The sequence below is a fragment of the Gammaproteobacteria bacterium genome, from assembly GCA_019911805.1.
Lineage (GTDB): Bacteria > Pseudomonadota > Gammaproteobacteria > Thiohalobacterales > Thiohalobacteraceae > JAHJQQ01.
Genome location: JAIOJV010000120.1, coordinates 1 through 13196 on the forward strand (window position 1 = coordinate 1; position 13196 = coordinate 13196).

Sequence of the window (13196 nt, forward strand, 5' to 3'; positions counted from 1 at the left end):
CAGAAACTGTTCCCGCCGAGTCGGCTTGCGGTAGCGTTCAAAGTCACCGGTGGCGAAAGTCTGCTGTCTCATCGATACCTAACCGTTGTGAACCATGCGCGTATTATCGCAGATGTTGGGACTTAATCAGAGTTGCCCTAGATAAAAACTCGATAACCGTTTCCGTTAATCGGAAACTGATTAACAATTCAGGAATATCTCTGGCTAAGGTTTTTTCGAACAATGGTCTCGTTATCAATCCGGGTTACGAACGGCAGTTTTCGGCATATTTGAGCGTCAAGCTTGAGTCTGCCGAAGATGAGAAAATACTGGCTCAAGTTCCAGGCGTCTATCGGCTGAGCGCATAGTTGTGTATATGATCCGAAGAGATGATATGGCGTCCTTTATCCTGGTGTCCTTTGGTCTATCTCGGTTTGCATGGAATTAAAGCGTCACAACGCGTATGGGCGTTCAAGCATATCTGTATGAAGAAGCAAAACGGCATATATCAATGATTGCCAATCGTGAGGCTGCAAAGCAGGCTATGGCGCTGACAGATTCAATGAACAACGCATTGATACAGGTTTATTCAGAAAGCGAGAGAGAATTGATTTATAAGTATTTGACGAGTCCGTGTTTGCACACAGATGTGCCGCCACGCATACGCGAACAGGCGGCAGTTATTACAGATATGCTTATGTCGATTGAGCAGTGTGCCAAGCGGGAGTATTTGCCACCCAAATCTAGTTTTCCTCTCTTTCCTGGAGGGTTGGCCATAATGATAAGTGGTTTCTCCATTGTGCTTTTTCTCCCTGACTTGCTGATTCCGCTTGTATCAACTTATGCCGCGCCCATGTCAATCGCTAAGCTCTACAAGCTTGTCTATCTTGGGTATGTGATGATGGCGGTGGGCACCTTGGTAAGTATTGTTGGAGTAAATAAATGGTGGGTAGATCGATGCTCAGATAAGCATAAAAGGTTTTTCCCGAAGCTATCTCGTCGTTGAGAACTCGTAAGGTGAATGAAGGTGTCATTTGCCGTAACTCATGGTTCGCGCCTTCGCTTAACTCATTCTACGCAAAGGGCCGGTGTCGCAGACGCCGGCCCTTTGTCGGTTTTGATTTTCACCGTCCCCGTCGGTGCAGCCGAGCACCGCAGCCCTTTTGCGATGAAGCGAGCCTCTTGTTTGAGCTGTTCGAGCGGTGCCGGCGTAGCCGGTGCCGAGCGAACTGCGAGTCAGGCGAGCGCGCAAAAGGGCGAGGAGCGCAAGGAACCCCGCGCAGCGGGGCAAGCCGTCGGGGTGCCCTTCTCTTTGGTTACTTTCTCTTGGGCAAGCAGGAGAAAGTAACCCGCCCGGCAGGGGCGGAATAAAGGCCAGGGCAGCACTCGGCAGCGAGATCGCTTCGCTCCGCTCGCAATGACGCCACCCGCAGCAGACCACCAAGCCGCCCCCCTCCCGGGTACCCCAAACCCGCTGAATCAGTTAGTCTTCCCGCCCATCCACAAGCGAACGACGAGACCGACCGCATGACCACCCGCATCGCCATCACCGGCGCCGCCGGCCGCATGGGCCGCACCCTGATCGAGGCCGTCCACCAGGCCGAGGGCGTCGTCGTCACGGCCGCCTTCGAGCATCCCGAACATGACCTCCTCGGCTCGGATGCCGGGCTGCTGGCGGGCGTGGGCGAGATCGGCGTGCCGCTGACGGCCGACGTCGCGGCGCTGACCAGCGTGTTCGATGTGCTGATCGATTTCACCCGCCCGCAGGCCACGCTGGCGAACCTGACCATGTGCCGGGTCGCCGGCCGGCGCATGGTCATCGGCACGACCGGGTTCAGCGACGCCGAGAAGGCGCAGCTTCAGGCGGCTGCCACTGAGATCGGTATCGTGTTCGCGCCCAACATGAGCGTGGGCGTGAACCTGTGTTTCAAACTGCTGGACATGGCCGCGCGGGTGCTGGGCGATGAGGTCGACATCGAGATCATCGAGGCACACCACCGTCATAAGGTCGATGCGCCCTCGGGCACGGCGCTGCGCATGGGCGAGGTGGTGGCCGCCGCGCTTGGCCGCGATCTGAAGGACTGCGCCGTCTATGGTCGCGAGGGTGTCACCGGCGAGCGCGATCGCAAGACCATCGGGTTCGAGACCATCCGCGCCGGCGACATCGTCGGTGACCATACGGTGCTGTTCGCCGGCATCGGCGAGCGCATCGAGATTACCCACAAGGCCTCCAGCCGCATGACCTTCGCCAGGGGTGCGGTACGCGCCGCCGACTGGCTGATGGGTCGCGCCACCGGGCTGTATGACATGCAGGATGTGCTCGACCTCAGAAGCTGAGCGCACCCCAAGCCCGCCCGGCTCTCTTCGGGGCCGCTCCAGGCCAGCGGCTACCGCACTGATTTCCCAGCGCAGTGTTTGCGCGAAACATGACCGTCACGAATAGACAGGTCGGGTGGTGTCCGCTACAATCCGCTCCCGTGGTCGCCACTGCGGCAGCGCATCCATTCCATTGAGCGGGACGGTCCGGCACGGACCCTCCCGCTTTGCATATCCGATACTTGGAGATACTTGGAGGTCCCCGTGCGGAAGCCGGCCCTGCTGGTCCTGGAAGATGGCAGTACGTTCCGGGGCGAATCGATCGGCGCCGCTGGGCAGACCACGGGCGAGGTGGTCTTCAATACGGCGATGACCGGGTATCAGGAGATCCTCACCGACCCTTCCTACGCACGGCAGATCGTGACGCTCACCTATCCCCACATCGGTAACGTGGGTGTCAATCCCGAAGACGAGGAGAGTGCGCACATCCACAGCGCCGGGCTGGTGGTGCGCGACGTGCCACTGCGCGCCAGCAACTGGCGCTGCCGCGAGACGCTGGGAGCCTATCTGCAGCGACGCGGCGTCGTTGGCATCGCCGGCGTCGACACCCGCCGGCTGACCCGCATCCTGCGCGAAAAGGGGGCGCAGGCCGGCTGCATCGTGGCCGGCGACGCGCTCGATGAGGTCGCCGCGCTGGCCGCTGCGCGCGCCTTTCCCGGCCTCACAGGCATGGACCTCGCCAAGGAGGTCACCACGCATCGGCCCTATGAATGGGCTCAGGGCAGCTGGACCCTGGAGGGCGGCCTGCCGACGGCGCCGCACCCCCTCGAGGAGGAGCTGCCTTACCACGTGGTCGCCTATGACTACGGCGCCAAGCGCAACATGCTGCGTATGCTGGTCGACCGCGGCTGCCGCCTGACAGTGGTACCCGCCCAGACACCGGCGAGCGAGGTGTTCAAACTCGCGCCGGACGGCGTGTTCCTGTCCAACGGGCCGGGCGATCCCGAGGTCTGCGACTATGCCATCGCGGCGATCCGCGAGTTCACCACCCGCAAGCTGCCGCTGTTCGGCATCTGCCTCGGCTATCAACTGCTCGGTCTGGCCAGCGGCGCCGGCACCATGAAGATGAAATTCGGCCACCACGGTGCCAACCACCCGGTACAGGATCTCGCCAGCCGCGCGGTGCTGATCACCAGCCAGAACCACGGCTTCGCGGTGGACGAGACGACCCTGCCGGCAAATCTGCAAGCAACGCACCGCTCGCTGTTCGATGGCACTTTGCAAGGCATGGAACGTACCGACTGCCCGGCCTTCGGTTTCCAGGGCCACCCCGAGGCGAGCCCCGGCCCGCAAGACGTGGCGCCGTTATTCGACCGTTTCATCGAAATGATGAAACGGTAGATACAAGTTTCAAGATGCGAGATGCAAGAGAAGATCGCATCTCTTTGCATATCTTGAAGTGACTTGTATCTTGCAACTTGCATCTTGTATCTGAGTTGATATGCCAAAACGTACCGACATACACAGCATCCTGATCCTCGGCGCCGGTCCCATCGTCATCGGGCAGGCCTGCGAGTTCGACTATTCCGGCGCGCAGGCCTGTAAGGCGCTCAAGGAGGAGGGCTACCGGATCATCCTGGTGAACTCCAATCCGGCGACCATCATGACCGATCCGGAAATGGCCGATGCCACCTACATCGAGCCGGTCGAGTGGCGCACGGTGGCGAAGATCATCGAGGTCGAGCGCCCCGATGCGCTGTTGCCGACCATGGGTGGTCAGACGGCGCTGAACTGCGCGCTGGATCTCGCCAAACACGGTGTGCTGGAGCAGTTCGGTGTGGAGATGATCGGTGCGAGCCGCGACGCCATCGACAAGGCCGAGGATCGCGATCGCTTCCGGCAGGCCATGAAGAAGATCGGTCTGTCCATGCCGCGTTCGGCCATCGCCCACAGCATGGAAGAGGCGCTGCAGGTGCAGGTGCAGATCGGCTTTCCGACCATCATCCGCCCCTCCTTCACCATGGGCGGCAGCGGTGGCGGTATTGCCTACAACAAGGAGGAGTTCGTCGAGATCTGTGAGCGCGGCCTGGACCTCTCGCCGACCAATGAGTTGCTGATCGAGGAATCGGCGCTCGGCTGGAAGGAATACGAGATGGAGGTGGTGCGCGATCACAACGACAACTGCATCATCGTGTGTTCCATCGAGAACTTCGATCCGATGGGCGTACACACCGGTGACTCCATCACCGTGGCGCCGGCACAGACGCTGACCGACAAGGAATACCAGATCATGCGTGACGCGTCCCTCGCGGTGCTGCGCGAGATCGGCGTGGATACCGGCGGTTCGAACGTGCAGTTCGCCGTCAACCCTGACAACGGCCACATGATCATCATCGAGATGAACCCGCGCGTGTCGCGTTCCTCGGCACTGGCCTCCAAGGCCACCGGGTTTCCGATCGCCAAGGTCGCCGCCAAGCTCGCCGTCGGGTATACCCTGGACGAGCTCAAGAACGACATCACCGGGGGTGCCACACCGGCCGCATTCGAGCCGTCGATCGATTATGTGGTCACCAAGGTGCCGCGCTTCACCTTCGAGAAATTCCCGCAGGCCAACCCGCGCCTGACCACCCAGATGAAGTCGGTGGGTGAGGTCATGGCCATTGGCCGCACCTTTCAGGAGTCGCTGCAAAAGGCGCTGCGCGGCCTGGAGACGGGCATCGATGGCCTCGACGAGCGCGTCGATCCCAAGGCCGAGGATGCGCGCGACATCCTGCGGCGCGAGCTCTATGAGGCCGGGCCGGAACGGATCCTGTACGTCGGCGACGCCTTTCGCATGGACATGTCGGTCGAGGAGGTCTACGACATCTCCCGGATCGATCCCTGGTTCCTGGCGCAGATCGAGGAACTCATCCGCCTGGAGGGCGAGGTACGGGTCGCCGGCCAGGCGGGCCTGACGGCCGATTTTCTGCGCCAGCTCAAGCGCAAGGGTTTCTCCGACCGCCGTCTGGCACGGTTGCTCGGCGCCCCCGAGAAGGAGATCCGCGACCTGCGCCGTGAACTCGGCGTGCGCCCAGTGTACAAGCGGGTCGACACCTGCGCCGCCGAATTCGCCACCGACACGGCCTACATGTATTCCACCTATGAGGAGGAATGCGAATCCAATCCGACCGCGCGCGACAAGATCATGGTGCTGGGCGGCGGGCCCAACCGCATCGGCCAGGGCATCGAGTTCGACTACTGCTGCGTGCACGCCGCGCTCGCTCTGCGCGAGGACGGCTACGAGACCATCATGGTCAACTGTAATCCGGAGACGGTGTCGACCGACTATGACACCTCGGACCGTCTGTACTTCGAGCCGCTGACGCTCGAGGACGTGCTGGAGATCATCGACAAGGAGCAGCCGCGCGGCGTGATCGTGCAGTACGGCGGCCAGACGCCGCTCAAGCTCGCACGCGAACTGGAGGCCAACGGTGCGCCCATCATCGGTACCAGCCCGGACTCCATCGACCTGGCCGAGGACCGTGAGCGTTTCCAACAGCTGATCGACAAGCTGGGCCTCAAGCAGCCACCGAACCGCACGGCGCGCACCGAGGAGCAGGCCACCCGCCTCGCCGCCGAGATCGGCTATCCGCTGGTGGTGCGGCCATCCTACGTGCTCGGCGGTCGGGCCATGGAGATCGTCTACAACGAAGACGATCTGCAACGCTACATGCGCGAGGCGGTGAAGGTCTCCAACGAATCGCCGGTGCTGCTCGACCGTTTCCTCGATGATGCCGTCGAGGTCGACGTCGACGCCATCTGCGACGGTACCGACGTCCTCATCGGCGGCATCATGGAACATATCGAGCAGGCCGGCGTGCACTCCGGCGACTCGGCCTGCTCGCTGCCGCCCTACACCCTGAGCGCCGCGATCCAGGACCGGTTGCGGGCGCAGATGCGCGCCATGGCCCTGGAGTTGCAAGTGGTCGGCCTGATGAACGCCCAGTTCGCCATCAAGGGTGATGACCTCTACGTATTGGAGGTCAACCCGCGTGCCTCGCGTACCGTACCCTTCGTCTCCAAGGCGACCGGGCGGCCACTGGCCAAGATCGCCGCACGCTGCATGGTCGGCACCTCGCTGGCCGCGCAGAATGCCACGCGCGAACGTATCCCACCGTTCTTCTCGGTGAAGGAGGCGGTGTTCCCGTTCGTCAAATTCCCCGGCGTCGATCCGCTGCTGGGGCCGGAGATGAAGTCCACCGGTGAGGTGATGGGGGTCGGTCGCAGCTTCGGCGCCGCCTTCGGGCGTGCGCAGCTGGGCGCCGGCGTGGTACTACCTGCCAGCGGCAAGATTTTCATCAGCGTGCGCGAGACCGATCGCGCCGGGGCCGTGGCCCTGGCGGGTGCCTTCGTGCAGCACGGTTTCGAGGTGGTGGCGACCCGCGGTACCGCGGCGGCGATCGCCGCGACCGGTATCCCGGTGGAGGTCGTCAACAAGGTGGCCGAGGGCCGGCCGCACATCGTGGATATGATCAAGAACAACCAGATCCGGTATATCGTCAATACGACCGAGGGCAAGCAGGCCATCGCCGACTCGTACACCATCCGTCGCAGTGCACTGCAGTTCAAGGTGAACTACAGCACCACACTGGCACACGGCAAGGCGACCAGCCTGGCGTTGGACAGCCTCGACAACGTCGAGGTCAACCGGCTGCAGACCCTGCATGAGGAGGTGCCGGTATGAGCAAGGTACCCTTGACGGTGCGCGGTGCGGAAAAACTGCGCACGGAGCTGCAGCAGTTGAAGACAGTCGAGCGCCCACGCATCATCCAGGCCATCGCCGATGCGCGTGCCCACGGCGATCTGAAGGAGAACGCCGAGTATCATGCCGCGCGCGAACAGCAGAGCTTCGTGGAAGGTCGCATCAAGGAGATCGAGGGCAAGCTGAGCCACGCCCAGATCATCGACGTGACCAAGATGCCGGCCACCGGTACGGTGGTCTTCGGCACCACCGTCGTCATTGCCGAGGAAGACAGCGGCGAGGAAATGACCTACCGGATCGTCGGTGAGGACGAGGCCGACATCAAGGCGGGCCTGATCTCGGTGAACTCGCCCATCGCCCGTGCACTGATCGGTAAGCAGGAGGGCGACGTCGCCACCGTGCAGACCCCGGGCGGCGCCCGGGATTTCGAGATCGTCGAGGTGCGCTACGAGTAGGGGTTCAAACCCTGATGGTGCTTACTTGAACCATCAAGCCATTAAACCGTTATTGGCCACGGAAACACACGGAACAACCTGGAAAGAATTCAGGAACCTTTGATTACTTCGTCATTGCGAGGATGCCTAGACCCGAAGGGTGAGGTACTCATAATGAAGCCCGCAGGGCTTCTATGGGCGCAGCGACGCAAACTGTTGATCTGCGTCGATGGAGATTGCTTCGCTTCGCTCGCAATGACGGTACGACGAATTAATCGGAGGTTCCTTCAATAGGTAAACCCAGGATCATACCTCGCAGTTTGGTTTCCTGGCTTTATACAATGAATCTTTTCCGTGTTGTTCCGTGTGTTTCCGTGGCCAATGGAATTTCGAATTACCTTGGCGCACCTTCGACGTTATGCAACCAGCAATGATCACCAAGGCCACCAACGAACTGGACCGCGCGCTGCTGGCGCTGTGGGTCGGGGCGCTGTGGACGGTGGGCCTGATGGTCGTGCCGGTGCTGTTCGCCGAGCTGGACCGGTCGACGGCCGGGACCATCGCCGGGGTGCTGTTCCACCGCCTGAATTACGCCGGACTGGTCATCGGCACCTTGCTGTTGCTGCGCAATCGCCTGGGTGCGGCGCGTGCCGGCATGCCGGCCCTGCTGCTGGTGTTGATGCTGGGCTCGATCCTGGTCAGCGAATTCGCCCTCGCGCCACAGATCGCGGCGCTGCGTGAGACCGGCCTCCCCGCAGGTTCCGCCGAGGCCGCACGCTTCGGTCGGCTGCATGGCGCCGCCTTCGCGCTCTATGTGATCAATGCGCTGTTCGGGCTGGTACTGCTGTTGACCTGGGGCCGGCGCGTACAACCGTCCGCGCCGTGAGGCATGGACGGGTGTTGGTCAGCGCTTCCCGGGTTTCTCGTCACCGGCTGTTTTTGAACGCTTTTTGATTGAACCCAGCGAGATGCGCAGCTTCTTCGGATTGCGTCGGAACAACAGCAGGATGTGGCCGATGGTCTGGACGGGTTCGCCCCGGACCTGGGTGCAGATGGTTTCGATCAAGGCGCTGCGGGTCTCGCGGTCGGCGGCGTTGACGCGTACCTTGATGAGTTCGTGATGGCTGAGTGCCTGCACGATCTCGGCCAGGACATTCTCGGTCAACCCGGCATTGCCGACAATGACGACAGGTTTCAAGGCGTGGCCAAGGCCGCGCAGATGGCGTTTCTGTGTATCGGTGAGATTCATGGTCAGGGCTCGCGAACGGGCGCGCAGTATACTCCGAAAGCTGATACTGGAATATATGAACCGCCAAGACGCCAAGGGCGCCAAGCGAATTTGAACCGCCAAGGCGCCAAGACGCCAAGATGTTTCGAGTAAAAAGGATTTCTTGGCGTCTTGGCGCCTTGGCGGTTTGAATAGGGTTTCTTGGCGCTCTTAGCGTCTTGGCGGTTCAAAAGACTCTCCAATGGTACGTAGCAAAAGCAGCAGCCGCTGGTTGCGGGAACATTTCGACGATGAGTACGTCCAACGTGCACAGCGTGAGGGCTGGCGTTCGCGTGCTGTCTACAAGCTGGAGGAGTTGGATCGGAAGTACCGGCTGCTCAAGCCCGGTATGACGGTCGTTGATCTGGGGGCGGCCCCGGGCAGCTGGTCGCAATACGCCACCCGGGTGCTGGGTGTAGCGGCCGGCCAGGCCGGCCGGACCGTGCAAGCCCGCGTCATCGCCCTCGACATCCTGCCCATGGACCCCCTTCCGGGAGTGGTATTCATTGAAGGTGATTTCCGTGACGAGGCGGTGCTGGCGCGGCTCGAGGACGCGCTGGGTGGGCGCACGGTCGACCTTGTAATGTCGGACATGGCCCCCAATATCTCGGGGGTAGGTGTAGTGGATCAGCCACGCGCGATGTATCTGGTGGAATTGGCAGTGGATTTTGTCCGCCAACATCTCAAACCGGGCGGTACCTTCGTCACCAAGGTCTTTCAGGGCGAGGGTTTCGACGCCCTGGTACGGGATCTGCGGCGGGATTTCGAGCGGGTGGTGGTGCGCAAACCCAAGGCCTCGCGGCCGCGCTCGCGTGAGGTCTATCTGGTGGCTAGTGGTCGGAAACTGTAGTAAGGTCGATCCTGGAACCGGTCAGCCGCGGCTGCACCCAATCTTCACAGAATTAACAGGCAGTTAGTAAGCCTTAGACAGGCGAGGTAGGTAAGCTTGAACGACATGGCCAAGAATCTGATTCTGTGGGTGGTCATCGCCGTGGTGCTGATGTCCGTGTTCAATAGTTTCGGACCGCCCACGCCGCGTGCCAACACGCTCGGCTACTCCGACTTCATTGCCCAGGTCAAAAACGGCAACGTCGCGCGCGTGACCATCACGGATAATACCGTCCTCGGCGAGATGGCGACCGGCGAGCGCTTCCAGACCTACACGCCCAACGATCCGAAGATGATCGACGACCTGCTGGCCAACGGCGTGGCCGTGGTGGCCAAGCCACGTGAGGAGCAGGGCCTGCTCACCCAGATCTTCATCTCCTGGTTCCCCATGCTGCTGTTGATCGGCGTGTGGATCTTCTTCATGCGCCAGATGCAGGGCGGTGCGGGCGGTCGCGGGGCCATGTCCTTTGGCAAGAGCCGCGCACGCATGCTGGGCGAGGATCAGGTGAAGGTGACCTTCGCCGACGTCGCCGGCGTCGAGGAGGCCAAGGACGAGGTCAGCGAGCTGGTCGAATTCCTGCGCGATCCTGGCAAATTCCAGAAGCTCGGCGGGAAGATCCCGCGCGGCGTCCTCATGGTCGGCTCGCCCGGTACCGGTAAGACACTGCTCGCCAGGGCCATTGCCGGTGAGGCCAAGGTGCCGTTCTTCACCATCTCCGGTTCCGATTTCGTCGAGATGTTCGTCGGCGTCGGTGCCTCGCGCGTGCGCGACATGTTCGAGCAGGCCAAGAAGCATGCCCCCTGCATCATCTTCATCGACGAGATCGACGCCGTCGGCCGCCACCGTGGCGCCGGCCTGGGCGGCGGTCACGACGAGCGGGAGCAGACACTCAACCAGCTGCTGGTCGAGATGGACGGCTTCGAGGGCAACGAGGGCGTGATCGTCATCGCCGCCACCAACCGTCCGGACGTGCTCGACCCGGCGCTGCTGCGTCCGGGCCGCTTCGACCGCCAGGTGGTGGTGCCGCTGCCTGATGTGCGTGGTCGCGAGCAGATCCTGCGGGTACACATGCGCAAGGTGCCGGTATCCGACAACGTCAAGCCGCAGTTGATCGCCCGCGGTACCCCCGGCTTCTCCGGGGCCGACCTGGCCAACCTGGTGAACGAGGCCGCCCTGTTCGCCGCGCGCACCAACAAGCGCACGGTCGAGATGGAGGACTTCGAAAAGGCCAAGGACAAGATCATGATGGGCGCCGAGCGCCGTTCCATGGTCATGAGCGAAGACGAGAAGAAGCTCACCGCCTATCACGAGTCGGGCCACGCCATCGTCGGCCTGCTGGTGCCGGACCACGACCCGGTCTACAAGGTCAGCATCATCCCGCGCGGCCGCGCCCTGGGCGTGACCATGTACCTGCCGGAAGAGGACCGCTACAGCCACAGCAAGCAGGGCCTGGAGAGCCGCATCTCCAGTCTGTTCGGCGGACGCGTCGCCGAGGAGCTGGTATTCGGCTTCGACAAGGTGACCACCGGTGCATCCAACGACATCCAGCGCTCGACCGAGTTGGCGCGCAACATGGTCACCAAGTGGGGTCTGTCCGAGCGGCTCGGCCCGCTGACCTACAGCGAAGATGAGGGCGAGGTGTTCCTCGGCCATTCCGTCACGCAGCACAAGAGTGTCTCCGACGGCACGGCGCTCGTCATCGACGAGGAGATCCGGGCCATCATCGATCGCAACTACCAGCGGGCGACGCAGCTTCTCAAGGATAATATGGACAAGCTGCACATCATGGCCGAGGCGCTGATGAAGTACGAGACCATCGACGCACAGCAGATCGACGACATCATGAACGGCAGGCCACCGCGAGCCCCCAAGGACTGGGAGGACGACAAGCCGGCCTCCGGCGGTGGCACCGCGGTCACCGGCGAGGCCCCGGCGTCGCCCAAGCCCGGCCCCATCGGCGGTCCGGCCAGCCAGCACTGAGTGCCCTCCAGCAACAACGTTTTACGCCCCGCTTCGGCGGGGCTTTGTTTTTGGGCTTCTGTCATAAAAGGCGCACCGGCGGTGCGGGTGGCGGATCGGGGTCGTGTACAATGCAGCTCTTCCAAGGGACGTAATGAACATGAGTGACGGATGTCCGCAGCGGGCATCGGGGTAAGCGAGAGTGACGGTGAGCAAAAAATATTTCGGGACAGACGGCATCCGTGGACGGGTCGGCGAGACGCCGATCACGGCGGAGTTCATGCTCAAGCTGGGTTGGGCGGTCGGGCGGGTGCTCGGTAACAGCGACTGCGACAAAGTGCTCATCGGCAAGGACACGCGCATCTCCGGCTATATGTTCGAATCGGCCCTGGAGGCGGGGTTGTCCGCCGCCGGCATGGACATCCGGCTGCTCGGCCCGATGCCGACCCCGGCCATTGCCTATCTCACCCGCACCCTGCACGCCTGCGCCGGCATCGTCATTTCCGCCTCGCACAATCCGTTCGCCGATAACGGTATCAAGTTTTTCTCCGCCCGCGGCACCAAGCTCCCCGATGAGGTCGAGCTGGAGATCGAGCGGATGCTCGACGAGCCCATGCAGACCGTCGCTTCCGACCGGCTCGGCAAGGCCGAGCGTATGATCGACGCCGAAGGCCGCTACATCGAGTTCTGCAAGAGCACCGTGCCGATGAGCCTCAATCTGCGCGGTTTCAAGATCGTCGTCGATTGCGCCAACGGTGCCACCTACAAGGTCGCACCCGCGGTGTTCGACGAGCTGGGTGCGGAGGTCATCACCCTCGGTGACGAGCCCGACGGCCTCAACATCAATCAGGATTGTGGCTCCACCCATCCGGCCGCGCTGCAGGCCAAGGTGCTGGAGACGGGTGCCGACATCGGCATCGCGCTGGATGGCGACGGCGACCGGGTGATCCTGGTCGATCACGAGGGCCAGTTGCTCGACGGTGACGAGATCCTCTACATCATCGCGTGCGCGCGCCAGCAGGCGGGACGGTTGGGCGGTGGCGTGGTCGGTACGGTCATGTCGAACCTCGGCCTGGAGCATGCCCTGCAGCGCGATGGCATCGAACTGGTGCGCACAGCGGTGGGCGACCGCTATGTGCTGGAGATGCTGGTCGAGCGCGGCTGGCAGCTCGGCGGCGAGTCCTCCGGCCACATCATCTGTCTGGACCGGACCAGTACCGGCGACGGCATCGTCTCGGCCCTGCAGGTGCTGACCGAGATGGCCAGGCGCGACCTGTCGCTCGCCGAACTGCGTGGCGGCATGAGCAAGTATCCACAGCATATGATCAACGTGCCGGTCAGCAACCGCGTGGATCTCGCCCAGCACCTCCCCATCGGGGCCGCGGTGCGCGCCAGCGAGGCACGCCTGGCCGGGCGCGGCCGGGTGTTGCTGCGCCCCTCCGGCACCGAGCCCGTGGTGCGGGTCATGGTCGAGGGCGAGGACGCGGCCGAGGTCCAGCGGGAGGCCACCGAACTGGCCGAGCGGGTGGCTCGGTTGCTGGAGATCAGGGACTAGGAACTAGGAGCTAGGAACTAGGGGAGTGTGGGTATCGCAGTTTCGATATCCCGACC

General features: G+C 62.6%; 10 protein-coding genes. 9 read left to right on the forward strand and 1 reads right to left on the reverse strand.

Features of this window, described 5'->3' with window-relative positions:
- Nucleotides 1–442 precede the first annotated feature (442 nt).
- The 6 genes from K8I04_15330 (at nt 443) to K8I04_15355 (ending at nt 8356) form a co-directional block, all read left to right on the forward strand.
- Entirely contained in the window at nt 443–985 is a 543-nt protein-coding gene (locus tag K8I04_15330; protein MBZ0073087.1) for a hypothetical protein, read from the forward strand.
- A gap of 521 nt (nt 986–1506) precedes the next feature.
- Nucleotides 1507–2316 carry a 4-hydroxy-tetrahydrodipicolinate reductase gene (dapB, locus tag K8I04_15335; protein MBZ0073088.1) on the forward strand — a complete coding sequence of 270 codons (810 nt, stop codon included), beginning with the start codon at nt 1507–1509 and terminating at the stop codon, nt 2314–2316.
- A gap of 243 nt (nt 2317–2559) precedes the next feature.
- On the forward strand, nt 2560–3696 hold the full coding sequence (gene carA / locus K8I04_15340; protein ID MBZ0073089.1) for a glutamine-hydrolyzing carbamoyl-phosphate synthase small subunit: 1137 nt from the start codon (nt 2560–2562) through the stop codon (nt 3694–3696).
- Nucleotides 3697–3796: 100 nt separating this feature from the next.
- Nucleotides 3797–7018: a carbamoyl-phosphate synthase large subunit gene (gene carB, locus K8I04_15345; protein MBZ0073090.1), complete on the forward strand. Its 3222-nt coding sequence runs from the start codon at nt 3797–3799 to the stop codon at nt 7016–7018.
- Nucleotides 7015–7491 (forward strand): transcription elongation factor GreA, encoded by a 477-nt coding sequence (gene greA, locus K8I04_15350; protein ID MBZ0073091.1) that lies wholly within the window; start codon nt 7015–7017, stop codon nt 7489–7491. Before carB ends, greA begins: the two co-directional genes overlap by 4 nt.
- A gap of 409 nt (nt 7492–7900) precedes the next feature.
- A complete protein-coding gene (locus tag K8I04_15355) occupies nt 7901–8356 on the forward strand; it encodes a DUF4149 domain-containing protein (protein MBZ0073092.1) in 456 nt (151 codons plus the stop codon).
- Nucleotides 8357–8374: 18 nt separating this feature from the next.
- Here K8I04_15355 and yhbY read toward each other — a convergent pair whose 3' ends face one another.
- Entirely contained in the window at nt 8375–8719 is a 345-nt protein-coding gene (yhbY, locus tag K8I04_15360; GenBank protein ID MBZ0073093.1) for a ribosome assembly RNA-binding protein YhbY, read from the reverse strand.
- A 220-nt stretch (nt 8720–8939) separates the two neighbouring features.
- Here yhbY and rlmE point away from each other — a divergent pair, with 220 nt between their 5' ends.
- The 3 genes from rlmE to glmM all read left to right on the forward strand — a co-directional run bounded on the left by rlmE (nt 8940) and on the right by glmM (nt 13140).
- Nucleotides 8940–9587 (forward strand): 23S rRNA (uridine(2552)-2'-O)-methyltransferase RlmE, encoded by a 648-nt coding sequence (gene rlmE, locus K8I04_15365; protein MBZ0073094.1) that lies wholly within the window; start codon nt 8940–8942, stop codon nt 9585–9587.
- 105 nt (nt 9588–9692) lie between these two features.
- Nucleotides 9693–11606: an ATP-dependent zinc metalloprotease FtsH gene (gene ftsH, locus K8I04_15370; protein ID MBZ0073095.1), complete on the forward strand. Its 1914-nt coding sequence runs from the start codon at nt 9693–9695 to the stop codon at nt 11604–11606.
- A gap of 187 nt (nt 11607–11793) precedes the next feature.
- Nucleotides 11794–13140, forward strand: coding sequence for a phosphoglucosamine mutase (gene glmM, locus K8I04_15375; GenBank protein ID MBZ0073096.1), 1347 nt, complete (start codon nt 11794–11796; stop codon nt 13138–13140).
- Nucleotides 13141–13196: the final 56 nt, after the last annotated feature.